This window comes from Candidatus Darwinibacter acetoxidans (genome assembly GCF_041936445.1).
GTDB lineage: Bacteria > Bacillota > Limnochordia > Darwinibacteriales > Darwinibacteriaceae > DTU010.
Genome location: NZ_JBHGXH010000346.1, coordinates 1 through 26430, shown reverse-complemented (window position 1 = coordinate 26430; position 26430 = coordinate 1). Strand labels below are relative to the sequence as shown.

Below are 26430 nucleotides of genomic sequence, written 5' to 3'. Positions count from 1 at the left end.
GATGGCCCTGAATGTTAGACCTTGGTCTAGGAGGGCACTGATTTTACCTCGCTCGAACGCAGAGAGATGTTTAAACTTGCGGCGAGATGTGGTATTCTTATGTTCAGGAACCATAGCCGAAACCTCCGTATCGTGTTAGTTTGGATACCAACATCATACAGGGTTTCTGGCTGTGGTTCCATTCATTTCTTCGTGTTGCATTTCATTCTACAATGAGCCACAGAAGAATTTTCGCGCTTTCCCTGGTCAGACAATTGACTTTTTCCCAAAGGCGTGCTAAAGTATAAAAGGCAAGCCGAAGTGGCGGAATGGCAGACGCGCTGCGTTCAGGGCGCAGTGGGCACAAGCCCGTGTGGGTTCAACTCCCACCTTCGGCACCATCAAGAAAGTGAACCCCAGCAGAAGCTGGGGATTTTTTGTTTTTCGAATACTGTTTGTTGATCCCAAGAACGACCCAGGAATGAAACGTCGCCTCATGCCGGCCGTGGATAGCGTTACTACCCGGCAAAGGAAAAACAAGCGAAGAGGTTACTGAGGGTAACCGAACCTTGGCAGGAACTGCAAGAAAGTGTGAATAATGGTCCTATGTATAATGACGTAGTGGGATGGATTTGGGCGGCGGAAAACTGCAGGAGTTTCAGCCGGTCAGGCCCCCCCACGAAGGCGAGCGCCCTTGTTCCCTTATCTTTGCCTAGAGTTACTGCGGCCTTCGGACAACCATGGCGTCTTGACAACAGCCTGCAGTGCACAAACTCAGTGGAAAGGAGGTAGTTCGCGTGCAGCCCAAAGGTCGAGAGGATCGTCCGTTGGGGGAAGGGCAGGAACTTGTGGACGAAGAGCTGAAGGAAGTGACTGGTGGGACATTTAAGCCCCTCACACGATGCCCACACTGCAGCTCTATAATACCAGGCTCGGAGGACGGAAAGCCCTGGTGCGAAAGATGCCAACGCTACGTGTAGTCGCCATGGTCTTCTGGGTTGACCACAGCAGGATCAGAGCAGGTTTGGGGAAGGACCTGCCAGTTCAACAAGGGAAAAGCAGAAGCCTTGCCTGGTAACTAAAGGGCTGCCGCTCTCCACCAGGACAAGGCTTCCATCTTTTGGACAACACACAACCGCGGAATACCGCTAAGCAATTCTGTCAACGGGTCATAGCCAGATTTCTGCAGTTCGCAGTGTTCAAAAACGATGAGCTGAGAAGACTCGTTGGACTCACAAGACTACATTGGCCTTTGTTGGGACTGGAGGGCAGCTTCTGCGGCCTTAGTCGTGCCCTTTAGGCGCTCAATCGCGTTCCCCCAGGATGATGATGGAGTTATACTCCGTAATCGCCAACCGATCCCCTTCAGGTGACCAGGCTAAAGTCTGGAGGCCCAAAACCCGGCCCGGATACGTATAAAGAACCTCCCCTGTGCTCACATCCCAGATGCGGACGGTACCGCTGTGGCTCCCCCCGGCCAGGTAGCGACCGCAGGGGGACCATTCCAGGGCGGCAACTACGTAGCTGTCCGCGCCCAGCCCCTTGATCATCTGGCCCGTTCCCAAATCCCATATGAAAACCGACCCGTCGTAACCGGAGCTGGCCAAGTATTTGCCATCGGGCGACCAAGCCACAGAGCGGACCCAGTCGCTGTGCCCCTCCAGCTTCTTGACTTCCTTCCCCGTTTCAGCGCTGCAGACATACACAGCTTGATCGTAGCCCCCGAAGGCAACCTGATCGCCATGGGGAGCCCAAGCAACGGTGCCGATCCATCCCGGATTCCGTATGGCAACCACCTGGGTGGCTTCCGCCACATCCCAAATAGCTACAGTTTTGTCCCAGCTGGCAGTGGCCAGCTTCCTGCCATCGGGGGACCAGCTCACCGCGAAAATGACATCTTCATGGCTGACACCTTTCAGGCCCACGGCAAACTCGAAACCCTCGGCGTGGACAAAGGGCTTTCTGATGCGTTCCGTGAAGTCACCGAGGTATTCCCCAGTGTCGACGTTCCAAATCCGCACCAGCAGGTCATGCCCAGCGCCGGCCAGGTAAGTCCCATCAGGTGACCAGGCCAAATCCTCCAGAGGCCCGCCGGGAGTGGGCAAGAGCTGGGTGCGTTCTTCCCTTGCCGCCAGGTCCCAGATCCGCACAACAACATCCTCACCGGCGGAAGCCAGGATATCTCCCTGGGGCGACCAGGCCAAAGCTTTAACAGCACGGATGTGTCCGGTGATCCCCCACCGCTTCTCGCCTGACTCTGCCGACCAGAGATCCATAATGCCCCGGAAGCTGCCGCTGGCCAAAAACTGCGAGTTTCTGCTCCACGCCAGAGTCAAAATATGGCTTCCCGTGGGGATGCTCTGCATCAGCTTCCCATCTGCCATATCCCAAACGTGAAGGGCTTTGTCTGTACCAGCAGCCAGGTAGCGGCTATCGAAGGACCAGCTTAAGGTGGTAACGCCGCCTTCCTGCTCCTGGAGCTGCATCTCCTCTCCGGTTTCGAAGTTGAAAACCTTTAGAGCCCCGCCTTCTAAAGCTACGGCAGCCAAAGAGCCTTCGGGGGCAGTGGCCATGACCATGACCCTGTTCCCCATCTCGAACTCCGTTACAAGCTCACCCGACTCCACCCGCCAGACCTTCACGTCCAGAGCATCGCCGCCGCTGAGCAAAAGACTCCCGTCTGGGGACCAGGCAACGGTCCTCACCCACTTTTCATCCGTAAAGGTCTGCAGTTCAGCTCCGGAAGCAGCATCCCAAATCCTGATTCTGTTGTCCCGACCTGAACTGGCCAGCTTCGTCCCATCAGGCGACCAGGCCAGATCTGTTAGGGTGATGGCGTGACCCGGCAGCGTCATGACCTCGCGGCCTGCCTGCCAGTCCCAGATCTTGAGCTTACCGTCCCTGGATCCACTGGCCAGATGGCTGCCTAAGGGAGAGAACTCCATAACCTTCACTCCGCTAGCATGGCCGCCCAAGGTTCCTATCAGCTGGCCATCGGCTGCCCGCCAGATCCTTATTGACCGGTCATTGCTGCCGGTTACTATGTACTGATCATCAGGCGAAAAGACCATGGTCTCAACCCAATCCCAGTGATTGGCGAAAGAAAACTGGACGCCCCAGCGGGAGAAATCAGGCTCAGCCCAGGGGTAAGCATCGAATTCCACTTCGGTGCTTTGACCCACCACCCGCTGCTCCGGGACAAAGCGGTAGCCGGTTTTCCGGGGGATGATAACTGTACTGTCTGAACCAGCGGTTTTGAACTGACCTTGCGCATCTGTCTCAACGTATGAATCCGTTCCATCCACGATCAAGAGACTGACACCAGCCAAACCCTCGCCGCCGTTTTCCCCGAGCACAACGCGCCCCGCAATACTTGCGGCCTGGGGTTCTTTCCCGCCCTGCACGCAGCCGGCCAGGGGCAAAACAAACAGCACAACAAACACCAGGGAAAGGTATTTTAGCTTTCTGAGCATATCCTCCAGACCCCTTTTTCTTTATGTCCTCATTGACTAGTACTGCGGAAACGCTCAGAATCCTCTTGTGCCAGGGGGACAATAACGACAAGTGTTTGTAGGAGGAAAGACTTGGTTAGCCGGGTATGATAGTGCAAACGAATTTGCTGAAACAGCGACCAGCGGGAAAGGAGCGGACCGGGGAAAAAAGTCACTGCTTATCGTTCTCATCACCTGGGGAACGGGAACGGCCGCTAACGCCAGATCAGGAAGAAGGTGCTGTCTGCATAGGGACAGCACCTTTTTTGTCTAAACCCTCCGCACCGGCCTGATGTACTTCCAACAGCGCTCTGGTTCATGGTAGAAGTAGGCGACCCGCCCAGGGGTATGGTCGAAGCAGTAGCCCGTATCGGAGAAATCAAACTCGGCCATAGCCTTTCTCATCTTCTGGGCCACAGCACTGTTCTCGGTGTAGTAGTCGAAGGGCCCATGCTCGAACACAATGTACTCACCTTCGGGAACATCCATAACCTCCATCTGCTCTGGCAGCTCGCCGGAGTAATCCAGTGGCAGCCGCACACCGTAGCATCCGGCCCGGGGATAACCCCACTCGCCCACCGGCCCTTTGGGATCGCTGATGTAACCCATGCACTGTCCGCTGCCGCTGTTGGGACCGCTTCCGCCCTGGTCATCCAGCTTACCTTTGATGCTGTCCAGAAGGCCGCAGATGGTGTCGCAGTCCTGACCCGGAATCTGGCTCTGCTTTTCCCAGAAATCCCAGTAGCCATGGCTCTCGTAGTTCTTAATGTGCAGGAACTTGTGGGCTGGGATGGTTACAAAGTAGACCTTTACACCGCCAGTTGACTTGACCATGCCGATCTCCCCCAATCCTAAGAAGTAGCGGTCGAAGGGGTTAATTTTCATGCGTAGGACCACAGGCTTGGGGCTTTTGCGGTACTCACTGGGGGTCATTCCGTAGGCATCTTTAAAGGCCCTGGTGAAGGCTGCATGGGAGGAAAAACCGTGATCCAGGGCAATATCCAGGATGCTCCTCTGGCTGTCCCGCACTGCCAAAAGGGCAAAGGCCAGCCTGCGGCGGCGCAGGTAATCCCGGAACTGCATGCCTGAAATTTCCCTGAACCTCCGCGTTGTGTGAAACTCGGAGTAACCCAGCCTGCGGGCAAGGAAGGTGAGCGTCAGCGCTTCGCTGTTTCCATTCTTGATGCAGCGATCGATCTCATCCACGATCGTCTGGATGTACCGGTGCCACTCGTACATCACTTTTTCACCCCACTTCAACCGCCCTGTGCTGATCATAGCGGAAAAACGACCCTGTTTCTTGATTTTTCTTGCTGTCCGTGCAGGACGGCCGGAGAAAGCCTCGCCAAGCTAGGGCCTGCCGCCCATCTGCAGCCAGAGATCGCGGTGGGCTCTGTCGTACGCCTCCCGCCCCTCAAGGCGGGCCCGCAGCCTGGCCTGTTTTTCCGCCGCTTCCCTTTCTTTGTGCTCCCGCAGCAGCTGGGCAAACTCTTGAGGCGAAGTCACTTCCCCAGTGGTGATTTCCCTGGAGATGCACTCCCATTCCACGGGATGGTGCAGCATGAGCGCCTGGCGGTGATAGCCCTGCATCACGCTTTTAACCCCGCCCTGCTTCACGAAGCGCTCGATGTGGTACAGATCCTCGATGTACCAGCGGTCCGCCCAGGACGTTTCCCGCAGCCTGTCCCGGACAAATCGGGTTGTGATCAGCTTAAGGTAGTCCATTTTTCTCCCTCCCCAAACAGAAAGCCTCCCCAGGAAACCCAGGAAGGCCAAAGGGAAACTTATCTCTCAGGCTTTTCTCCGGTTACCTGCAGGATTTGGCACCTTACACCAAGTGCAGGTTGCCGGGGTTCATCGGGCCAGTCCCTCCCCCACTCTTGATAGGTCACTATTCACTTCGTGAAGCAGCACTTCAAGTATATCCCATTTTTATCCAGCCGTCAAATCACTTCACCGCGCCTGCTCTACCTTGCGGAACGCTGAAAGCTCCCTTGCCGTTCTGACGCAGAAGCCCCTGGTCTTTGTTTTCTGTCTGATCACTCCATCGCGCAGAGGCAGAAGGGATGCCCCGCTGGGTCGATCAGCACCGTGGATGTTTCATAATACTGGGTGTCAGCTATTCTGGCTCCACATTTGACCGCATGCTCCACGGCCTTCTCCAGGTCATCAACCTTGAAGTCCAAGTGCACCATCTGCTGCTGCTGGCCCTCTTTCCAGGGCCAGATGGGCGGTACGTACTCCTGGACCCTCTGAAAGGCCAGAATGATGCCCTGGGGCGTGTGAATGCCTGCCCACTGCTCATTGGAAATGGTCTTTTCCAAACCCAAGAGCTCAGCGTAGAAATCCGCCAGCGCATCTGGATCCCTGCAGTCCAGAGCGATACCGATAATGTCCGAGACCAAGCTCATCTACCTGCTCCCCTCTTGGCTCTTTGTGGCAATGATGGCTTCGCTGTTGGTAAGGTTAATCCTGCGTCCAGCTGGAGAGTTTCGTCCTGGCAGAACGTCCGCTTCCTTGCTCACGAGCGTCCCACTTTGCCGCACTGCGTGCATTGCCACACTGTCTGTAAGCCTCCACCCGCGAACCTGATTTCACCTCCGCACTCATCACACTTACCCTTGCTGCTCTCCTCGTCTTCCGACCCTCCGGTTATCGCGTCCAGCTCATCGGGGGATAGTTCCCCGGTCCTGGGATGCAGCAGACCCATGAGCTGTTCCGCCTCCTTGACTGAGAGGGCGATACCGTTTTCGTTGGCAAGTTCCATCAGCTCTTCTGGCGTCGCACACCTTACTGCCTGCTTCAGCAGTTCCTCCCTGTTTTCCCCTAGATGCTTCATCAGCTTTGATATCTGCATCTCAATACCTCCCATCTGCTTCCAGTGCTGGCCTTCCTGCATCCGGGCACAGCTCCCTTTTCAGGTAGTAAACCATTACGATTCGTCCTTTCGAGTTCCTGCCGCAGCAAGCAGGTCCCCGGTTACCTCTGGAGTTACCTTCTGCGGAACAACAAACCCACCTCTTCAGGTGGGCTCCAGTTGTTCACCTGTCCGTGGACGGACCCTCCTTGGTCCCCTGTCTGTACCCGCAGCCCAGGCACACATAGAAATCGTCCGCCTGTGTCCAATCAAACCAAGCTCCGCAGTGGGGACACATGCCGGGCCCCGTCAGGGTACCGCCGGTTACTGCGTCCAGCTCACTCTCCCCCAGCTCGCGAGCTGTGGGATGCATCAGCCTCAAGAGCTTGGCGGCTTCCTCTTCTGTCAGCGTGATACTGTATTTTTCTGCCAGTTTGATCAGTTCTTCTACCGTTTCGACCCGGGTTTGTTTCTTTGGCGCATCTTCAGGGTTCTCACCCCGCTTCATCCGCTGCGCCTCCTTTCCAACCACTTAGTTCACAAACATCTGCGCCCAGTACCTGACCCCGCCTGCCCAAACCCCTGCAGGGCGGCGGTGCAGCCGACTCGTGCCGGGCGCCTCTCCGCTCAGGAGGCTGCGGGAAGCACAAAGCTCCAGAACCCTGTCGGCCAGCTCCAATCCCGCAGTCCACACCATCCAGCCCGGGATCAGGGGATGAACTGCCTGGTCTTGTACCCGCATGCCGGGTTGGCACACGTCCAGTGCACCCAGGGACGCTCATAGCGGTATTCCATATCCCCGCCGCACCGGCGGCACTTCCTTGCTCCCCTTTTGACGTCGCCCGAACCTCCGGTCACCGCATCAAGTTCGTCCGGGGAAAGCTCTCCCGCGCGAGGATGGATCAGCGCAAGGAGCTCCCCGGCTTCCTGCGGAGTAAGCTCTATGCCCTGGGAGCGGGCCAGAGCCAAGAGCTCTTCTGCAGTGGCGCACTGCACTGCCGCCTGCAGCACTTCCTCCCGGTCGGCGGGTATGCGTTCAAGCAGCTTTTGCAGGTCCATTGCCCGTGCCTCCTTTAGGGCCCCTCAGGTTTGCTGCCCGAGGAGCGCCTGGGGAATCCACTGCCGTTCCCCTTAACAGAGCAGTACTATACAAGGATTGACGATCCTTCTGGCTCGCAGTCACCCCGAGTTACCTCTTGAGTAACCTTTTCTGTTCCCAGGGCACTAAAAAACCGCCGATGCTCCGGTGCATCGGCGGTCTTTTGTCTGTGAAAGTGCCTGCGGGATAGGCTAGCCCCTAAAACAGGCCGGACAGCCAGGCAAACAGGTTGTACTTAGCAAAGATGGCCACGGCGATCAGGGAAATGGTGGACATGATCTTAATGAGAATGTCCAAGGAGGGGCCCACCGTATCCTTGAGGGGGTCGCCCACCGTATCGCCGACAACGGCAGCTGCGTGCACAGGGCCGCCTTTGCCGTGCCCGTTGAGGGCACCGGTTTCGATGTACTTCTTGCCGTTATCCCAGGCACCGCCGGCGTTGCCGGTGTACAGAGCCAGCATGATCGCGGACATGATGGCCCCGATCAAGATACCGCCCACAAAGTTGGCCCCGAAAATGAACCCACCCACCAGCGGGAAGGCCAGGGCGATGTAGGAAGGCAGCTTCATCTCCTGCAGGGCGCCCTCGGAGGCAATGGACACGCAGGAGTTGACATCGGGCTCCTCTGTCCCCTCCAGGATGCCCGGTTTTTCCTTAAACTGACGGCGAACCTCATCCACCATCTTACGGGCTGCCTTGGTCACCGACTCAATGAGCATGCCGGAGAACAGATAAGGCAGGGCAGTACCCACCATGGCTCCCACCAGCGTCATGGGGTTGATGATGTCCAAGATGGGATCCACCTCCGGCGGCGAGAAGGAGAAGATGTAAGCAACCATCAAGGATGTGGCCGCCAGAGCTGCGGAACCAATCGCAAAGCCTTTGCCGATGGCCGCGGTGGTGTTCCCCACCGAGTCAAGCTTATCGGTGATGGCCCGCACTTCCTCATCGAGCTTACTCATCTCCGCAATGCCGCCGGCGTTGTCGGAGATGGGACCGTAGGTATCCACGGTAACCGTTGTGGAAACAAAGGAGAGCATGCCCACCGCGGCCATGGCAATGCCGTACATGCCCGCCGCGCCGTAGGCGGCGATAACCGTTGCCCCCAAAACCAAAACCGGGGCCATGGTGGAGCGCATACCCACCGCCATACCCTGCGTGATGGTGAGGGCCGGGCCCTCTAAGCTGGCAGAGGCAATGCTCTTGGTTGGTGCATAATCATAGCTGGTGTAGTACTCGGCAATCAGGCCGATGACAACGCCGGCCACAATGCCCAAGACCGCGGCTATCCACGGAGAGAAGGCTCCCAGTCTGAAATCGACGCCAATCAGGTTCTCACCCCGGAACATATACCAGCCGGCAAGACCAGCCAGCACCACGGTGAGGCCCGCGGATACCCAGGTGGACATGTTCAGTTCCCGGTGTGGATCCTCCGAGAGCTCTTTTTTCAGGATGATGTAGGCAATACCGATAATGCAGGCCAGAAGACCGAGACCCGCCAGAACCACGGGATACATGAACATCTTCTGCAGCAGCGAGGGGGTGATCCCACCGTTTTTGGCCTCGCTGGAAAGGAAAAGGTGGAAAGCCAAGATAACACCGGAAGATATGGCGCCCACAAAGCTTTCCAAGAGGTCCGAGCCAAGGCCGGCCACATCGCCCACGTTGTCGCCCACGTTATCGGCGATGGTCGCGGGGTTGCGGGGGTCGTCTTCCGGGATGCCGGCTTCCACTTTACCCACCAGGTCCGCACCCATATCGGCCGCCTTGGTGTATATGCCGCCCCCAACCCTGAAGAACATGGCAATGATCGAACACCCCAGGGCGTAACCGGAAATAGTCATGGTAAAGGGTGAAAACTCAATCCCCAGCCAGTTCCGGAACAGGTACACGTTCTCCAAGGAAAGCTGCTTCAGGAGAAGCCCGAAAACCACATAAACGATAACCAAGCCCAAAAGCGCAAAGCCGCCCACACACAAACCCATAACAGAACCGCCTGTGAAGGCCACCTTCAGGGTCTTACCCAGTTTCTTGGTGGTCCTGGCGGTGTTGGATACCCGCACATTGGCGTATGTAGCGATCCGCATGCCCACCAAGGCTGCCAGCGAGCTCATGGTGGCGCCGATGAGGAAGGCCGCTCCCACATACCAGCCCACGAGCACACCCATGACCACAGCAACCACCACAACAATCAGGGAAATTACACGAAATTCGTAATTTAGGAAAGCGGTGGCCCCCGTGCGGATGCTGGCCGCGATATCCCTCATTACGCGCGTACCTTCGTCGAGCTTCTTTACCGCGTAGAAGTTTTTAGCTGCATAGGCTAGAGCGAGTACACTTGCGAAGAAAACCAGCACAAGCCAATTCATTTTCAAAACACTTCCTTCCTAAGTATTGCGAGACTCTCCGGAACTCTGCTGTTTATTATACTGGGTGTGCGGCACTGCGGACGCCCAACATCTATATTAACACTCACCACGCTGAAGTTAAAGCCCGATAAATATGCAGCACTCAAGGTTCCGGCTGAATACGGCCCAAAGGCCCTCCTTTCCATCCCCTTTATGAGCAGGCCGGCCCTTTCCGCCTCCCCTATTCCCACATCGCCAGCCGGGGCACGGTGTAATTCCTCAGCTCCTCACAGCGCTCCTGGGCAAAGCCCATGTAAGTGGCGATGGTTCCCGCCTCCAGATCCACCTCCCAGATGCGGGAGAAGTCCCGGAAGAGGGCGAGATAGGCCTTCTGCTCCCCGGCGTCGATCACCACCGAAACCTTGGTGATGGGGCTGCTCATGGCCTTGAGCACTTCCAAGCCCTTCAGGTGGTCGAAGTGATCTAAACTAGAGCGGATCAGGGCTGCACCCCTGCGGTACCGCCCGTCGTGATCCAGCAGGTCCAAAAGGTCTGCCCCGGGGTAGTTCTCGGCGAACTTTTGGGCAAACCCGTCCTCCAAGTAGTGGTGGAAAAAATTGGTCATAACCGTGAAGCCGCCCTCCCCGGGCAGAATGTGGTTGTCATCGGCTCCCGGTTCGATAATAAACGCATTGCCCTGCGTATCCGCGAGCAGCCAGTGGAAATCGGCTTCCCCGTCGGCCCACAGCCTGCGCTCTTCCAAAAAAACCACGACGTCAGCCGCCCGCTCAAAGTCGATGGCAGAGACCTGGGCATGGCTCCAATCCACGGGCTTCTTGTCAGAGGGGTTCATGGTGAACGTCGGCTGGGCATACTGGGTGCAGCCGAACACTCCCCGGTCAGTGTAGAAAAAGATGTAATCGTAGCGGAACACCGCAACATCACTGCGGCGGTTGAGGGCCAGGCGATTGTGCTGGTGCTCAAAAAAGCCCACAGCGCTCTCCGCGGCTTCCGCCCTTGTTGGCATGTCCACGTTCATGCCGAAAAAGGGGCCGTTCTTCCCGTAAACGGCAAAGCTGCTGCAGGCCAGGGCCAGGTGCGTACCGCCTAAAACCAAAGCCAGAGCCACGACAAAGGGCACCAGACGCTGCATGGTTTTCCCTCCCCCAGATCTGAACCACAAAACAGCCCTTATTCTTTTATTATCTCTAAGACGCCTTTTTCCTCTTACAGATTTCGTAAACCAGCAGGAAAAAAGAGCCGCGGCAGCTCGGCTCCCCATTGAGAACGGAAAAGGCCCCGGAACACTCCAGGGCCTTGTTCGCTATTTGCCGTTCAGCACGGTGCAGCCCGGGGCTGCACCGCGCCGGTTTGCAGTTTACTTATTCCCCGTGGGCTGCAGGAAGGGCAGCATGTACTTCAGGGTACCCCAGTGCCCGTAGGGACCCATGTAGGGATTCTCGGCACCGGGCCAGTTGGTCCAGTAGTACTCATCCCAAGCCAGGAAGCCGGAGTAGCCGTAGGTGGGGATGCTGGGCATCTCTTCGATGAGCAGCTGCAGAGCTTCGGTACATACCGCCACCGTGGCCTCCACATCGGTGGGATCCGTGGCCCGCATGCGCCTGATGATGTCATCCATCTCAGGTGTGGACCACCTGGAGCCGTGGCCGCGGTTGGGCTCACCCAGGGGCGCCATATACTGAGAGTCGAAGATCTGGAGCGAACGGTAGAGGTCTACGCCTGCACCCCAAGGCTCATAGGCCGGCCAGACCGCACCCACCTGGAAGTCGCCCATCTGCTGCAGGGTGGTGTAGGCATCGCTGGCGAAGTATTCAGCATCGATGCCGAACTTCTTCCACTGCTGCACAGCGGCGTTGCCGTTCTTGAACTGGTGATGCGCTACGTCGTTGATATCTGTAATGGTGATCTTCCAGGGTGTACCGTCGGGCAGCAGCCACCTGCCGTTGGCGTCGCGGCTGAAGCCGTTTTTGATCAAGAGCTTCTCAGCCACATCGGGAGCGTACTTGAACCAGCCGATACCGAAGGTCTCCCGGAGTTCGGCGGGATCGTCGCTCACTGCGTGGCCCCTCTGGCGTGCGTATTCAGCAACCCGGAGGGCCACATCGGGATCGTAGGGGTAGAACAGCTCGCCATCGCCCAGATCCAATGCGAAGTTCTTCAGCCACTCCTCCATGGGCTTGTGGTAGTACTCGGGATAGGCGCCCAGGTAAGGAATGTGGATGGGGCTTAAGGTGGCCTGTCCGTCCACCGCCTGGGCCAGGTACTCAACGATGTCGATGGCCAGTACCAAAGCCCAGCGTACTTCCCTGTTGTTGAACGGTTCTACAGCGGTGTTGAAGGTGATACCGGTGATGCAGGGGTCGTTGTTGACTACCCAGGGATAGCCAGGTTGGTAAGCCCTGATGGTTTCGCCTTGGGCCATGGCCGCGGCGAAGCTTTCGGCATCATAGTCGGCCACATCCAGCTGATGGGTGAGCTGAGCCAGGACCTTAGCACTGTTGTCGGCGAAGGTCTGGAAGAGCACATACTTGGGTGCCGGCTCGCCGAAGAGCATGCCAGTTGGGCTCCGATCCCAGTCATCCCTCTTTACCCAGGCCGTCCAGTAACCCGCGGGGTCAAAGCTGTGCAGCTTGTAGGGTCCGCAGCCTACCGGCGGGTTGTACTCGAAGGTCACAACGTCCTCCACATTCTCGAAGACGTGCTTGGGCATGATGTGGGTGCAGCCCCAGCGATCCAGGAAGTGGGTGTGGAACCTGGAGTCAGGCTGTTTCAGCTCGAAGACAACCTCGTAATCGCCGGTCTTGTAGACTTTATCCACTATGGCGGTGAAGGTTGGATGCGCGCTCAGCCCCGGTTCGGCCATAATGGTTTCGATGGTGAAGACAACGTCATCGGCCGTAAAGGGCATGCCGTCATTCCAGTAGACACCTTCCCTTAAGGGGATGGTCACCTTGGTGAAGTCCTCGTTGTACACGGGATCCCCCGCCGCCAGGCCCGGAATGATCTGGCCGGTGGCGAAGTCAACGGACCAGAGCGGCTCAGAAACGATGTTCTGCAGGCCGCGGTCGCTCCAGCGCCAGCCCACCCACCAGTTGAAGTTGCTGGGGGTGCCGACCCAGCCGGTGAGCATGTTGACAATCAGCGTTTCTTCCCTGGGGAAGCCGGTTTGGGCCCAGGCGGCAGAGCTGAAGACAAGCACGGCCAGACACAACAGCAGCAAAACATTTCTTGCCCTACTCATGGCTCAACCTCCTTAAGAATGTCGTTATCAACAGGTCCAATGAGTCGCTTCACACCTTTGAACCGGCGCTAACTCACCTCCTTAACGCTCAGTTTATCCACATAAAGGTGGCATTTAACCTGCACACCCTCGATATCAACCAGCTGAGGCTCCTGCCTGCGGCAGATCTCCATCACCTTGGGGCACCGGCCCGCGAACTTGCAGCCCACCCTGAGGTATTCTTCCTCCTCGGTTTCCGCGATGGTGATCCGGCCCCGCCATTTCTTGCGGGGATCCGCCTCGGGGATGGACTCCCGCAGAAGCTGGGTGTAGGGATGGCGGGGGTGCATCAACACTTCCTGCACCGGGCCCAGCTCCATGGTCTGGCCCCGGAACATGATGGCGATCCTGCCGCCCAGGTAGTAGGCTGTGGCCAGATCGTGGGTGATGTAGAGAATGCCCATATCCAGCTCGTCCCTGAGGCGCCGGAACAGGTTCACAATGGACATCCTGATGGAAGCGTCCACCATGGAGACCGGCTCGTCGGCAATGAGCAGCGATGGGTCCACCAAAAGCGACCGTGCGATGGAGATGCGCTGGAGCTGCCCCCCAGAAAACTCGCTGGGGTAGCGTCCCTGCACTTCCCCGTAGCTGAGCCCCACCGCTTCCAGCTTGGCGTTGATCAGCTCCACGGCCTCGGCGCGGCTTGACGCCAGCTTGTAGTTGTGCACCGTCTCGAAAAGGTAGCCCTCCACTTTCCTTAAGGGGTTGAACGTTTCAAAGGGATTCTGGAACACTGCCTGGATACGCTGGGTATACCACACCTTGGGGTGCCAGCGCTCCTCGTCCTGCCCGTAGACTATCTCCCCGGCGGTGGGCTGCTCAAAGCCCAGGATCATCCGGGCCGTGGTCGATTTGCCGCAGCCGCTCTCCCCCGCCAGGGTGAACACCTCACCCCGCCGCATGGTAAAGGAGACGCTGTCCACGGCCACAATGCGGTCCCGGGCCAGCAGGCTGCCTCGGTGGAAAACCTTGGTTAGACTGCGGGTTTCAAGAATGGGCTGCATGCTCTACTGCTCCCCTTTCTGCGTGCAGCCAGCAGGCCACGCGGTGTTCTCCGATGAAGGCCGTCTCCGGCACCTGCTCCCGGCAGATGGGCATGGCCTGGGGGCAGCGGGGATGGAAAGCGCAGCCTGTGGGCAGATGCGCCAGGGAAGGCGGCTGCCCGGGCGCGCTCACCCGCTCGCCCGTGTCGCCGAACTGCGGCAGCGAGTTGATCAGAAACTGGGTGTAGGGATGGAGCGGCTTTTGGAAAATCTCCTCCGTGGCCGCTTCTTCGATGATCCTTCCCGCGTACATAATAGCCAGACGGTCGGTGACATTGGCATGGATACCCATATCATGAGTCACCAGGATGATGGTGTTGTGCAGGCTCTCCTGGATGTCTTTGAGGAGCTGGACCACGCCCCGCTGCACCACCACATCCAGCGCGGTGGTGGGCTCATCGGCAAACATCACGCTGGGCCGCAGCAGGGCCGCCAGGGCAATGGCCACCCGCTGGCGCATACCCCCGGAAAGCTGGTGGGGGTAGGCTTCCAGAATGCTCACGGGCAGGCCCAGCCGCTCAATGTGCTCTTTGGCGATGGCGAACATCTCCTCCACCGTCTTACCCCGCAGATGGCTGCTGAGGAAATCCCGGTACGTTTCCTTGATCTTGGTCACGGGATTGAAGATGCTCATGGCCCCCTGGGGGACGTAGGCGATGAACTGCCAGCGCAGGCGGCGCAGCTCCTGCTTGCTCAAGGCATAGACATCGAATTCCTGTCCATCCTTGGTGTAATACACGGTGCCCTCCACCAGGCGCAGCGGCCGCTGCACCCAGGCGTAGAGTGTCTTCATGAGGGTGCTCTTGCCACAGCCGCTTTCCCCGGCGATCCCGTAGATTTCGTTGCGGCGGATGGTCAGATCCACCCCGTCCACCGCCCGGACCACCTTTTGGCCGCCCGGCACCTCCAACACATAGTAGGCTTTGAGGTTTTCTGTCCTGAGTACCACATCTTTTTTCATGTCATTCGCCCCCCACTCTCTGCACGCGGGTGCGCGGGTCTAGGTATTCGCTGATGCTGACAGACAGCCAGTACAGGGCGATGAACAGGAGCACAGAGAGCACCACCGGAGTTAAGATCCAGTGCCAGCGCCGCATCAAGATGGCCTGGTAGTTCAGGGCCCACTTCAAATTCGTCCCCAGCGTGGGAATATCCATATTGGTCAAACCGATAATCGAAAGGGTCATTTCCATGCCGATGGCCCAGGACATGTTGTTGATCAAGGTGGAAAAGGCCAGGGGAGTAATGTAGGGCATGTACTCCTTAAACACGAGCTCCAAAGTGGGCGTACCTGAGAGGACAGCAGTTTTGGTGAACTCCCGCTCCCGCAGGCTTAAAACCTGCGAGCGCAGAACCCGGGCATCCCAGGCCCAGCCGAAGACAGCCAGGAGCAGCCCGGTGTTGAAGATGGTCATTCTATCCCGGATCAGCATGGCCAGCATCACCAAAATGAGGAAGAGCGGTATGACCAAAAAGCCGTCGCTGATGAACATCAAAACCCGGTCCACCCTGCCTCCCTGGTAGCCTGCGACCAGACCCACGACCACGGCGATGATCCTGGAGATCACCCCCGCCACCACCGAGATGATCAAAGAGTTGCGAATGGCAAAGGTGGCCTGCCAGAAGATGTCCTGCCCGCGGGAATCGGTCCCCAGGATGTACTCCTGGGAGGGGCGCAGATCCCGGGGCGCGTAAAACCAGATCGTGGGATCATAGGGCGAAAAGAACGACAGGACAGCTAAAGCCACCAAAAACAAGAGAACGATGAAGGCAACAGCAAAGCGATAATCTTTGAACAAATCCCGTAAGGTGCTTCCCAGCGTCATGACCATTTCCTTTCTGAGCCTAGATCACTTGTATCTAATCCGCGGGTCAAAGAGCGGATAAACCAAATCCACGATGAGTACCAGCGTGGTGATGGCCACGATGGACAGGGTAATGATCCCCATGATCAGGTTGTAATCGCCCCTGGTGATGGCCGAATAGAGCAGGTAACCGATTCCGGGATAGGAGAACACGATTTCCGTAATCAGGGCCCCGCTGAGAATCTGTCCCAGGGAAAGGGCCAGATTGGTGATCTGGGGCAGCATGGCATTGCGGATGATGTAGCGGAACATGATCCTGCTTTCTTTGATCCCGCCCAGCTGCGCATACTGCACGAAATCCTCCGCCTTGACGTTCTGGACAATCAGTTTGGATGTTTGGAACCAGGAGGCACCGCCCAAGAGGACCATGGAGAAGGCGGGCAGAAAGGCATGCCGCAGCACTTCCTTGATGTAGGGCCAGGTCCAGGAAGGCTGAGCCCCCACTGGGGCACCGCCGGAGATGGGAAAGAGCCTGTACACATAGCCCAACAGGATCAAAAGGGTGAGGGCCACCACGTAATAGGGAATGGGCCGGATGAACATGGCCAGAAAATCCAAAAGCTTAGACCAGCCCCGGTTGTGGGCATAGCCGGCCATACCGCCCACGATGTTGCCGAACAGCCAGGAAAGGATGGTCGTGGTGAACAGAAGGCCCACGGTCCAGGGCAGGGCCCTTTTGATCAGGGTAATCACCGGCGTGGGAAACTGGAAAAAAGACAAGCCGAAATCGCCCTTGGACAGCCTCCGCCAGAAGTCTTTGTACTGCTCCCACCAGGAGCCGGACAGGCCGTACATCTCCGTGAGCGCATCCACCATGGCTTGAATCTGTCCCGGGTCCAGATAGGTTCCCCGCGACCTGATCTCCGCAATGGTCCGCTCCACCGGATCGGTGGGCGACATACGGGGGATGAAAAAGACGATGGTGATGCCGAGGAAAATAACCAAGAAGTACTGCAACAGGCGAGGAATTAGATAATTCTTCAGGAACATCGCTGTCCTCCTTATCCGCCCCCGCGGATTCGCCGTTGAAAGGGATCCAGATTGTGATTTCTACCACGCAGTCGTTCATTAAATGATTACGATACACGCGGAGTCAATCCTTCAATTTGTTTCATTTCCTTAAGTTTGTTACCGGATTTTTAACTTCCGCCGCCGTGGAAGGGGGCCGTTTTTTCAATTTTTTCAAGCGGTCTTACCAGGGGATGCCCCGGAAAGCCCCTAATCAAAAAAGCCCGGGGAACCGGGCTTACCCGGGGAGATCTGCCCCCGGGGCTTTGCTTTTTCCAAAAAGGGGATCCAAAATCAGTTGCGGCTCAGGTAGATGAAGAGGGTAACCGGAGCCCCGCGCACACTGGCCCGCAGTTCACCGCGGCCCCCGTGGGCCTCCAGCCACCTGCCGATGGTGGCCTTGGACCCCTGGAGGATGGTATCGGCGCTGCCGCCTGCTGAATAGTAAAGCTCAACCTCGCCCTCACCAACCGCGAAGGCGGAGATCTTCAGCCCCGAGCCGCCGGGCACCTCAATGAGGAGCTGGTTTTCACCTTCTGGGAGTTGTCCCTGGAAGACCAGCTCATAGCCTTCCTCCTGGTAGCTCTCGGCTGTAAAGGTCCCGGCGCTCACCGCCTGGATCAGCTCCAGGTACCCCAGGGCCACCGGATCTGCTGGCCGGCTGTCGATGTACACCTGGAGAGAGCCGCGGCTATCTGGGGAAATTTCCAGGGCGTATTCCCCCTCCAGCAGGGTGAACCCCATGAAGTAGCTTAGAGAAGGACTCCGCGTTCCCTGAAACAGGATCAGGCTGCTTTGACCGCTGTGGGCAAAGGGCTCTCCCTGAAGATTGACCAGGCGCAGTTTGACTTCGGAGCGGGCCGCCACCCGATAGACAAAGTCATAGCTGGTGGGCTCCTGGACGTGGAAGGTGTAGAAGGCCTCACCGGGGCCGAGCTCCGCCAGATCGATCTCCAGCTTGGTGTGGTGGGGCGGCTCCCCCTGGGAGCTGCCGGGCCAGCCGATCACCTGGCTGAAGGCCGCGGCAAACACCGCCAACAGCACCGCCGCGGCGGCAGTGCGCGCCGCCAAGGGCTGCCGTCCCTCCTGGGGCGAACCCCGGAGAGCTGCGGCGACACTGGCCGCGGCTGCGGGCACCCGCCCCACCTTCCAGGCCAACAAGAAGGAAAGGGCGAAAAGCACACAGAAACCAGCGGCGACGGCAAAGGGATTGGCTCCAGAATAGCGGAGGAACTTGGCCAGATCCTCACTGGGCTGAGACCCCCCCAGCCCGCAGCCTAGGGACACCGCCGCGGAGGTAAGCGTAGTGGACAGCAGGGCCAGCAGCAGAAGCAGCAGCGCGCCCTTCACCGGCACACTGCCTGTGCGGCGCAGAACCAAGGTGGCCGGCGGGATCAGCAGCAGGGGCAGCACCGGCCCGGCCAGGCTCACCAGGGCCCGATGCAGGGGATCACTCACTCCGGTGTAGCTGATCTGGGGCGGGTGGCGCAGGAAGTTGACCTGGAAATTGGTGACTTGGCCGCCCAGGAGCAGAACCATGAGAGCATGGCCTCCCTCATGGGCAAGGGCATAGAGGAAGATCACCGCTAAGGCCACGGCGATCCCGGCCGTCAGGCGCAGCACTGTCTTTTTCATCTCCCAGCCTCCCTCACCGCTTCCACCACTTCATAGAACCAGCTGTACATTTCCTGCGGCTGCACAGCCAAGAGCCTCTCCACATCCAGGATAACCAGGCCGTCCCGGATGCGGGTGACCGTGTGGAAGGGCTCGCTGTTGACCAGGCTCCCGTCTGGGCCTGCCCACTCCTCCAGGGGCATCTGGCCCTTTTCCACCAGCAGCCTCAGCTTCTCGCAGAAAGGCCTCTGCATCATGCTGAGCGGGGTGCCCGTCTTCTCCCTGAGGCGGGCATCAATGGCTGTCCACAGGCGGTGTAGAGCCTGCTGCCTGGCCCTGAGGCTGTCTAGGTCAAAACTTCCGGTGGACAGGGCTGCCTGCAGCTCTTCGTCCCACCTATCGGGTTTCCAGGCCAGGGTTCTGGTGAAATGGACCAGCCACTTGTCGTGGATAATGTACTCGTCGTTGGCGAGAAACAAGGCTCCCAGCAGGGGTTTAAGGGCACTGTTCAGCACGTAGTGGCCCTGGGCCGCATCCCCTCTGTAGATCCAGATATCCCCGGCCAGCCTGTAGTGCCACCACGCTTCAAACAAAAGGCCCCCGGCCAAAGCAGGGTCCACGGGTCTGGAGAGCTTGGTCTTCAGGAGCTTAGATAGCTTTTCCTCTGGATCATACAGGATCCGGGCGTAGGAAAGGTCCCACAGCTCCACCAGGGAGTATTCCCTGGCCAGCGCCTCCTCGTAGTCCACCAGTTTGATGTCGTAAAGCTGTCCGTCGATCACGGCGATACCCAGGGGAACTGGCGTTTTCCCCCCTTTGTATGCCGCGTACTGCCCAGGGGTCAGAAAAACGGTGAGGTCAATCTCCGACAGATGGTCACCGTAGCCCCGGGCCAGACCCCCGCAGAGCAGAATGCCCACCACCTCACCGAAGGCCAAAAAACGATCCAGCGTTCTGTGCAGCTTAGCTGAGAGCTCTTCAAACCTGTTTTCCCTTTGGAGCTGGACAAAGGGCCGCATCGGCGCACCTCCCACTTCAGCCTGTGGAGTTGTGTGTCGAACGCTGATGCGCCCGGTTTGCACCCTACCACAGGCTTCGTGCATGAATTCTCACGAAAACGGCAAAACCCTGCCGGTCCGGCAGGGAACTTGTGGATTATCCGGAATACACCAATAAAGCAAGCCGAGAGGGTGATAGACGTGAGGTTCCACCAACCACCGGCCACCTATGTGGCCAGCCTGCAGATGAATACGGCGAATCTCGCACAGCAGGTGCAGTTTTACCGGGATGTAGTGGGGTTCCAAGTCTTGGAACAGGACCAGGCCTCGGCCAGACTCTCGGCGGATGGGAAAACGGCCATCTTAACGCTGGTCCAGCCTGCCCAGGTCGTTCCCAAACAGCTGAAAACCACGGGACTCTACCATTTCGCCCTGCTGCTGCCTGACCGCTCCGATCTGGCGGCGTTCATCACCCACCTGGCCAAGCAAGGCGTGAGATTCGGAGCCTCCCACCACCTGGTGAGCGAAGCGATCTACTTCTACGATCCCGAAGACAACGGCATTGAGGTCTATGTGGATACGGATCCTGCCACCTGGAACTGGCGGGAAAGCAGGGTGGCCATGGATACCATTCCCCTGGACTTTGCCGATCTGCTGTCCACAGCGGACCTCCAGGGGAAGGTCTGGAAGGGACTGCCCCCTCCTACTATTGTCGGCCATATCCACCTGCACGTTTCCCACCTGGGCCAGGCAGAAGAGTTCTACACCAAGGGGCTCGGTTTCCAAGTGGTGTTCCGCTACAGGGACAGCGCCACGTTTCTATCCACTGACCAATACCACCACCACATCGCCCTCAATACCTGGAACGGAGTGGGCGCGCCCCGTCCGCCCAAGAACAGCGTGGGCCTTGATTTCTACACCCTGGTCCTGCCGGACCAGGAAAAACTGGAACAGGCAGTGGTCCGCCTGCGGGCTCTGAACGCCCCCCTGCAGCAGGTGGGAGCCCAGTACCTGGTGGAAGATCCGGCTGGAAACAGGATCCTGCTCACCACGCTATCCTAAAGCTCCAGCAGCCTGGTGGTGATTTCCCGCAGAACCGGCAGCACCTCCCGCTCAAACCATGGATTCTGCTTGAGCCAGGCGGTATTGCGCGGCGAGGGGTGCACCAGGGGCAGGTAGCGGGGAAGGTAGTCCCGGAAGCTGCGCACCGTTTCTGTCAGCGTCCCCCGGCACCTGCTCCCCAGGTAGTAGCGCTGGCCGTAGCTGCCCACTAGGATAATCGTTTCCACCTGGGGCATGGCCGCCAAAAGGCGCGGATGCCATTTTTCCGCGAAACCCCGCCGGGGCGGCAGATCGCCCGATTTCCCCTTGCCTGGGTAGTAAAAGTCCATGGGCAGCTGGGCGAGGTGCGGGGATGCGTAGAACTCTTCCCGAGTTAAGCCCAGCCACTCCCGCAGGCGATCGCCGCTGGGGTCGTTCCAAAAGAGGCGCGTTTCCTCCGCCCGGCGCCCTGGGGCCTGGCCCACGATTACCAGGCGGGCATCGCCGCTGGCCTTAAACAAGGGCGGGATGCCCCGCCGCGTATACTCCCCATTCATGGGATCGGCAGCGATCTCTTCCCTGATCCGCTGGAAAACATCCAAACGTTCCACCCCTTTCTAAAGGGGATAGACATACATGACATCATCGGGGTTTTCCCTCATGCCCCCCGTCTTCTGGTACAGCCTGTTGGCGGCGGGGTTATTTTCGTTGGTGAGCACGAAGATTTCGGAGCAGTTCCGGGCCGCGGCAAGCCTTTTCAGCTCTTCGATCAGGGCGGTGGCCACGCCGCGCCGCTGAAACCTGGGAAAAACGTCAATGGAATACAGGAACATCTTCGGCCTCACCGCATGGGGAGCCTCCAAGACGTAGGCGTACAAAAACCCCGCGGGCGTACCAGCTTCCTCGGCCACAAGCAGGATGTTGTCCTCAGACTGGAAGAACCTGCCGTTGGCCGCACTGATCTCCATCCCCGCAGTCTGAAACAGATAACTGATCAGCTCGACGTCCAACTCCCGGATCCGCTCTATTCTCACAGCCCACTCTCCTTACAAGCTCTGCGTGTACAGATGCAGCTAGATCCTGAACTTACTGCTCAGCTCCTGCAGCCTGCCTGCCATCTGGTTAAGGGTTTGGGCAGTGGCCGCGATCTGGTCCATGGCCGCAAACTGCTCCTGGGCCGCGGCACCGATCTCCAGGCTGGCGTTGTTGAGCTGCACAATGCTTCGGGACGCCTGGTCCACCGAACTTGTCACCCTGGACACAGTCTCCACGATTTTCTCCAGGGCTTCACCGCTCTTAAGTACCCGCCGGCTGGTTACCTCAGCCTGGTGCGAGCTCTGGGACATGCCGGCCACCGCCTCCTGGGTCTCGCGCTGAACGGCCAGGATCAGCTGATCGATTTCCTTGGCAGCCCGGGCAGACTGCTCCGCCAAGGTCCGCACCTCTTCCGCCACCACCGCAAAGCCGCGGCCCTCTTCCCCTGCCCGTGCCGCCTCAATGGCAGCATTGAGGGCCAAGAGGTTGGTTTGATCAGCCAGGCCGCCGATCACCTCCACGATGCGCCCGATCTCCTGGGAACGCTGGGCCAGGGCCTGGATGAAGGCGGTGAGGCGCCCCATGGTTTCCCCAAGCTCCTCTGTGCCCTGCACCGCCTGATCCACCACGGCACTGCCTTCCTGGGCAGCCTGCACGATGCCGCTCACCGCGGCGGTAATGTTCTCCATGGCTGCGGCCGCGGCGGTGAAATCATCTGCTGTCTCGGAGACCTGCCCCGCCGACATCCGGGCCTGCTCTGTGGAGGAGGCCAGCTGCTGGCTGGCGGAGCTCATCTCGTTCACCGCTTCTGCCAGGGAACCTATCATCTCCTTAAGAGAAGTGACCATGCCCCTGAAGGCCCCCACGAGCCTGCCCACTTCGTCCCGGCTTTCCACCGGGGGAATGGCCGCGGTGAGATCACCTGAGGCGATGGCATCGGCGGCCCGGGCCACCTCCTGCAGAGGGGTCAGGATTCTGCGCACCAGGTAAAGGAGGAGCGCGATAAAGACCAGGGACCCCAACCCGAGGCCGAGCACCACCTGCAGGCTCTGCTGCCTGATCATCCGCTGGTACTCTGCGGTGCTCTGGTAGATGGCCACCACCGCCAATTCCTGCCCATCATAGCTGACAACGGGCAGGAAGCTGTGGGCCCAATCACCCCCCGCGGGCCCGGCTGGAGCCGCATCCGGCGTGAACTCCCGCAGCTCGGGGAAATCCTGCAGGCCCGGGGTAGCCGTGAGCAGCCCGTAACCCTCGTCACCGGGTACAAACACCGCCAGTTCCACACCCACCGCGGTATGGATCTCCTCAAGGAGCTCTTCGGTGAAGGGTATGTTGGTTTCCACGGTGCCCACGATCGCACCGCTGGCGTCTTTGATGGGCGCCCACCCCCGCATACCCATACCGAAGGGCCCCCGGTCAAAGCCCCAGATGGCCCGGCCCTGGCGGCCGGCATCGAGGATGCCGCCCCTGCTCTGGACATCGCCGTGAACCTCCGGGTTCTGGCCCCGCACCAAGGAGGTGTCGTAGGGCGCCCGCACGTGCAGCACATCCACGCCCAGCGTCCCGTGGACCAACCCATAGATGGCCACCACAGTATCCACAATGGCCGTGCGATCCTGGGCAGCCGCGGCGGCGATGATCTCCGGCATGCCGGCCACGGCCAGGGAAATGCCCAGGGCCTGCTCGGCCTTGCCCTGGAGTTTGCTTTCCACCACCCGCTCCGCGGCCTGCAGGCTGTCTACCACCATGGCCTCCAGCAGGCGCCGCTGATTGGCCAGGACAAAGGCACCGACCAAAGCAACAGAGATCATCAAAGCCGCGATGATCACCGTAAACAGCTTGGCGCGCAGACCGAGCTTGGCACGAATCGCTCCCATCCTGTTCACCATATTCACTCCCAGATCTGTATAATAATGGGAGTGATATTCGTTATCACGCTGGTTAATCCTGCCGGGGCCAGTTAGTTCCTCTAGGCACTAACTCCTGGCTTGCGCAGCAGCACATCACTTCCCGTCTTCCTGGTTCCCGCCCTGGATCCTCTCTTCCCAGATCTGGACCCTTTCTTCAAAACTCACTTCCCTGTGCACCTGGTGCAGCAGCCAGTGGTAGCCGAAGGGGTCAAAAAAGGAAGCGCTGGATACACCGAGCTCAGGGATGGGGGTAACGGGCTGCACCTGGGTGCATCCCGCCTTCAAGGCCTTGGCGAAAGTTTCCTCGATATCCGGGACCAGCACATTGAACGACAGGGAGCGCATCCCTTCAGCTCCTGGCGCCTGTAGCTGGTATTCCGGGTTTTCATCTAACAGGTGAAAGCGCACCCCGTAGATGGTGAAAACAGCTTCGTTGCTGCCCTTGGGAAAGGCGGTCACCTCCACCCTCTCCACCTGGAAAATCTGTTCATAGAGCTCCAGCGCGGCTAAGCTGTCTTGAACCACCAGGACGATCTCTACCCCAACCATCTCCCGGGCCTCCTCTCAACAAGTGATGAACGCTAAGTTCCCCATATCTTTGGAGATGCCTTCTCCGGAGGCCTCGATTGTGCAGCGAATCTGCTTACCCCCGCCCAAAGGCCCGCGCATAGCCTTCCCGGAAAATGTGAAACCAGTGCAGATAATCATCTGTGTGCTGGCTGTCCTTGAGGAACACGAAGTTGAGCTCCCGGCGCACCTTAAGCCCGCTGATCTCCAGTCTGGCCAGTTGACCGCCGACCAGCTCCTTTCGGGCTGCGGCTTCATGCAAAAAGGTGATGCCGGCTCCTCCCTGCACCAGCTGCTTGATGGCCTCCAGGCTACCGATTTCCGTTAGCTGGGGGAAGCTCTCCAGCGAGAGATTGCCCGCCTGGAGCAGCTGCTCCAGGATTTCCCGGGTGCCGGAACCCCTCTCCCGCACGATCAGCCGGTGGGAGATCAGGTCCTCCAACCGCACCTGGGCCCCGGCCAGAGGCGAGGTGGCCGCGCAGATACCCACGAAGGGTTCCAGGGCGAAGAGCTCAAAGTGGTAAGCCGATTTGTCGAAAAGCCCCTCAATGAGGGCAAATTGGATCTCTCCCTGCTCCAGCTTGTCCAAAAGCTGCTGGGTGTTTTCCACGAGCATGGTGAGGGCAATGGTGGGCCTGGCTTCCAGCACCTCCGCCACAACCGCGGGCAGGATGTACTGGCCGATGGTCAGGGTGGCCCCAAAGCGGAGCGGCGGGCCGCCCGCCCCTTTCTGCCTGAGCTTCTGCTCCAGGAGATTGCTGTCCGCGGCCATTTTGGAGGCGAATCGGTAAAGGAGCCTGCCCTGTTCAGTTGGGATCAGGGTCTTTCTGGCGTAGGTAAAGAGCGAACAGCCGTAGCGGCTCTCCAGGGCTTTAATGTGCTGGCTCACCGCGGGCTGTGTGAGGTTGAGGGCCCGGGCCGCTTTGGTATAGCTGCGGAGCCTGTAGACCATCAGGAAAGTCTCATGGCGATAATCGAGCACAGTAACCACCTATAAGTTGATTTTATTGGAATATAAGACTTGATAATTTGATTTTATATCTATCCTTCCCTATAATCAATCTCAGTCTGCACAATTCACCGTAGAAAGGGTTGTACTATGCTCTTAAGACTCAAACGCTGCGCACCTGGACTTCTGCTCACGGTGATCCTGGCCGCCGCGGCCATTTGGCTCAGCGGCCTTGTCCCCGGTGATATCCTGGGCGCCAGTATCCTCGCCCTCGTTTTGGGCATGCTCTGCCATCCTCTGTTAAAAAAGCTGCCCCAGACCTCTCCAGGTGTGGATTGGGCCTCCAGCACAGTGCTGAAGCTGGGCATCATCCTCATGGGTATCTCCTTGAGCTTTTCCCAGGTGCTGCTGGTGGGCAGGTATGCGCTCCTGCTCATGCTGTGCACCCTGACCACCGCCTTCGGCGGTGGCTACTTCCTGGGCCGCCTGTTCAAGGTGGATTGGAAGCTTTCCAGCCTGCTTTCCGCCAGCACCGCCATCTGCGGAGGCACCGCCGTGGCCACCCTGGGGCCGGTGATCGAAGCGGAAGATACCCAGATCGCCTATGCCATCTCCGCCACGTTCCTCTTTGACCTGCTCACGGTGATCCTCTTCCCCTGGCTGGGCAGGCTTCTTGGGCTTACGGATCTGAGCTACGGGCTGTGGGTGGGCACCGCAGTGAACGACACCTCTTCGGTGGTGGCCGCGGGCTATGGGTTTTCCGATGCCGCGGGCAGCTTTGCGGTCATCGTCAAGCTCACCCGCACCCTGTTCATAGTACCCATCGTCCTGGCCTTTTCTCTTATCCAGGCCAGGCGCAAGCTTCGGCTGGCCGGGGGAGATGAGGGCACAGAAAAGGTGAGCATGGCCGCCATCTTCCCCTGGTTTGTACTGCTCTTTCTGGTCATGGTGGCCTTCAAAAGCACAGGCCTCCTGCGGGAACCGGCTGTGGGCTGGATCTCCTCCGCCTCCAAGCTTTTCATGCTCATGGCCCTAGGGGCCATCGGTCTGAAAACCAGCTTCCAGGAGGTGAAGGGCGTGGGCTGGAAGCCCATGGCCCTGGGTGTTACCATCGACACCTCCGTGGTGTTTGTCGCCCTGGCCGTCCAGGCCCTCCTGCAGCGCCTGTTCTAGGGATATCGAGTAGGTAGCCGCTAGGTGATCAGCCTAGCGGCTTTCCTCTCACAGAACGGTGCGTACGGGCCGCGTACACCGCTCCTGAAGAATCTACCGCCGTTCGTAGAACTGCGACACAATACCAACACTGTACTTCGTTAGG

At 58.9% G+C, this 26430-nt stretch carries 23 protein-coding genes, 1 tRNA gene, 1 pseudogene and 1 riboswitch; of the genes and pseudogenes, 3 read left to right on the top strand and 22 right to left on the bottom strand.

What is annotated here, in order from left to right; genetic code table 11:
* Positions 1-114 (bottom strand): annotated as a pseudogene (locus tag ACE4YL_RS15070) (IS30 family transposase); the annotation flags it as partial.
* A gap of 180 nt (positions 115-294) precedes the next feature.
* Here ACE4YL_RS15070 and ACE4YL_RS15065 point away from each other — a divergent pair.
* A tRNA-Leu gene (locus ACE4YL_RS15065) sits at positions 295-380 on the top strand.
* A gap of 903 nt (positions 381-1283) precedes the next feature.
* Here the strand turns inward: ACE4YL_RS15065 and ACE4YL_RS15060 are convergent.
* The 16 genes from ACE4YL_RS15060 to ACE4YL_RS14985 all read right to left on the bottom strand — a co-directional run bounded on the left by ACE4YL_RS15060 (position 1284) and on the right by ACE4YL_RS14985 (position 19628).
* Positions 1284-3452 carry a WD40 domain-containing protein gene (locus ACE4YL_RS15060; RefSeq protein WP_461357860.1) on the bottom strand — a complete coding sequence of 723 codons (2169 nt, stop codon included), beginning with the start codon at positions 3450-3452 and terminating at the stop codon, positions 1284-1286.
* Between the two features lie 288 nt (positions 3453-3740).
* Entirely contained in the window at positions 3741-4709 is a 969-nt protein-coding gene (locus ACE4YL_RS15055; RefSeq protein WP_461357859.1) for a helix-turn-helix transcriptional regulator, read from the bottom strand.
* A gap of 111 nt (positions 4710-4820) precedes the next feature.
* On the bottom strand, positions 4821-5195 hold the full coding sequence (locus ACE4YL_RS15050) for a hypothetical protein (RefSeq protein ID WP_461360505.1): 375 nt from the start codon (positions 5193-5195) through the stop codon (positions 4821-4823).
* Between the two features lie 56 nt (positions 5196-5251).
* Positions 5252-5360: riboswitch (SAM riboswitch) on the bottom strand.
* A 149-nt stretch (positions 5361-5509) separates the two neighbouring features.
* A complete protein-coding gene (locus tag ACE4YL_RS15045) occupies positions 5510-5881 on the bottom strand; it encodes a VOC family protein (RefSeq protein WP_461360504.1) in 372 nt (123 codons plus the stop codon).
* 110 nt (positions 5882-5991) lie between these two features.
* Positions 5992-6327: a hypothetical protein gene (locus ACE4YL_RS15040; RefSeq protein WP_461357856.1), complete on the bottom strand. Its 336-nt coding sequence runs from the start codon at positions 6325-6327 to the stop codon at positions 5992-5994.
* 184 nt (positions 6328-6511) lie between these two features.
* Complete coding sequence (locus ACE4YL_RS15035; RefSeq protein WP_461357855.1) at positions 6512-6835, bottom strand: hypothetical protein; 324 nt, start codon at positions 6833-6835, stop codon at positions 6512-6514.
* 200 nt (positions 6836-7035) lie between these two features.
* A complete protein-coding gene (locus tag ACE4YL_RS15030) occupies positions 7036-7386 on the bottom strand; it encodes a hypothetical protein (RefSeq protein WP_461357854.1) in 351 nt (116 codons plus the stop codon).
* A gap of 238 nt (positions 7387-7624) precedes the next feature.
* Entirely contained in the window at positions 7625-9796 is a 2172-nt protein-coding gene (locus ACE4YL_RS15025) for a sodium-translocating pyrophosphatase (RefSeq protein ID WP_461365324.1), read from the bottom strand.
* A gap of 220 nt (positions 9797-10016) precedes the next feature.
* Positions 10017-10928 carry a hypothetical protein gene (locus tag ACE4YL_RS15020; protein ID WP_461357852.1) on the bottom strand — a complete coding sequence of 304 codons (912 nt, stop codon included), beginning with the start codon at positions 10926-10928 and terminating at the stop codon, positions 10017-10019.
* 225 nt (positions 10929-11153) lie between these two features.
* Positions 11154-13037 (bottom strand): ABC transporter substrate-binding protein, encoded by a 1884-nt coding sequence (locus ACE4YL_RS15015; protein ID WP_461360502.1) that lies wholly within the window; start codon positions 13035-13037, stop codon positions 11154-11156.
* Between the two features lie 68 nt (positions 13038-13105).
* Positions 13106-14083 (bottom strand): ABC transporter ATP-binding protein, encoded by a 978-nt coding sequence (locus tag ACE4YL_RS15010; RefSeq protein ID WP_461357850.1) that lies wholly within the window; start codon positions 14081-14083, stop codon positions 13106-13108.
* Positions 14067-15083, bottom strand: coding sequence for an ABC transporter ATP-binding protein (locus ACE4YL_RS15005; RefSeq protein WP_461357849.1), 1017 nt, complete (start codon positions 15081-15083; stop codon positions 14067-14069). Before ACE4YL_RS15005 ends, ACE4YL_RS15010 begins: the two co-directional genes overlap by 17 nt.
* Before the next feature lies 1 nt (position 15084).
* Positions 15085-15948 (bottom strand): ABC transporter permease, encoded by an 864-nt coding sequence (locus tag ACE4YL_RS15000; protein WP_461357848.1) that lies wholly within the window; start codon positions 15946-15948, stop codon positions 15085-15087.
* Positions 15949-15972: 24 nt separating this feature from the next.
* Positions 15973-16977 (bottom strand): ABC transporter permease, encoded by a 1005-nt coding sequence (locus ACE4YL_RS14995; RefSeq protein WP_461357847.1) that lies wholly within the window; start codon positions 16975-16977, stop codon positions 15973-15975.
* A gap of 312 nt (positions 16978-17289) precedes the next feature.
* Positions 17290-18630, bottom strand: a complete 1341-nt coding sequence (locus tag ACE4YL_RS14990) for a hypothetical protein (protein ID WP_461360501.1) — start codon at positions 18628-18630, stop codon at positions 17290-17292.
* Positions 18627-19628 (bottom strand): hypothetical protein, encoded by a 1002-nt coding sequence (locus ACE4YL_RS14985; protein ID WP_461360500.1) that lies wholly within the window; start codon positions 19626-19628, stop codon positions 18627-18629. The genes ACE4YL_RS14990 and ACE4YL_RS14985 overlap by 4 nt, the downstream gene beginning before the upstream one ends.
* A gap of 180 nt (positions 19629-19808) precedes the next feature.
* Between ACE4YL_RS14985 and ACE4YL_RS14980 the strand changes: the two genes are divergently transcribed.
* On the top strand, positions 19809-20669 hold the full coding sequence (locus tag ACE4YL_RS14980) for a VOC family protein (protein ID WP_461357844.1): 861 nt from the start codon (positions 19809-19811) through the stop codon (positions 20667-20669).
* Here the strand turns inward: ACE4YL_RS14980 and ACE4YL_RS14975 are convergent.
* The 5 genes from ACE4YL_RS14975 to ACE4YL_RS14955 form a co-directional block, all read right to left on the bottom strand.
* Positions 20666-21250: a uracil-DNA glycosylase family protein gene (locus ACE4YL_RS14975; protein ID WP_461357843.1), complete on the bottom strand. Its 585-nt coding sequence runs from the start codon at positions 21248-21250 to the stop codon at positions 20666-20668. The genes ACE4YL_RS14980 and ACE4YL_RS14975 overlap by 4 nt on opposite strands.
* A 15-nt stretch (positions 21251-21265) precedes the next feature.
* Entirely contained in the window at positions 21266-21682 is a 417-nt protein-coding gene (locus tag ACE4YL_RS14970; protein ID WP_461357842.1) for a GNAT family N-acetyltransferase, read from the bottom strand.
* 39 nt (positions 21683-21721) lie between these two features.
* A complete protein-coding gene (locus ACE4YL_RS14965) occupies positions 21722-23563 on the bottom strand; it encodes a methyl-accepting chemotaxis protein (protein WP_461360507.1) in 1842 nt (613 codons plus the stop codon).
* Positions 23564-23689: 126 nt separating this feature from the next.
* Positions 23690-24145 carry a VOC family protein gene (locus tag ACE4YL_RS14960; protein WP_461360498.1) on the bottom strand — a complete coding sequence of 152 codons (456 nt, stop codon included), beginning with the start codon at positions 24143-24145 and terminating at the stop codon, positions 23690-23692.
* A gap of 94 nt (positions 24146-24239) precedes the next feature.
* Positions 24240-25145, bottom strand: a complete 906-nt coding sequence (locus tag ACE4YL_RS14955) for a LysR substrate-binding domain-containing protein (RefSeq protein WP_461367055.1) — start codon at positions 25143-25145, stop codon at positions 24240-24242.
* A 117-nt stretch (positions 25146-25262) separates the two neighbouring features.
* Here ACE4YL_RS14955 and ACE4YL_RS14950 point away from each other — a divergent pair, with 117 nt between their 5' ends.
* The gene (locus ACE4YL_RS14950) at positions 25263-26285 is read left to right on the top strand and encodes a YeiH family protein (RefSeq protein ID WP_461369776.1); all 1023 of its coding nucleotides are present in this window, start codon (positions 25263-25265) and stop codon (positions 26283-26285) included.
* Positions 26286-26430: the final 145 nt, after the last annotated feature.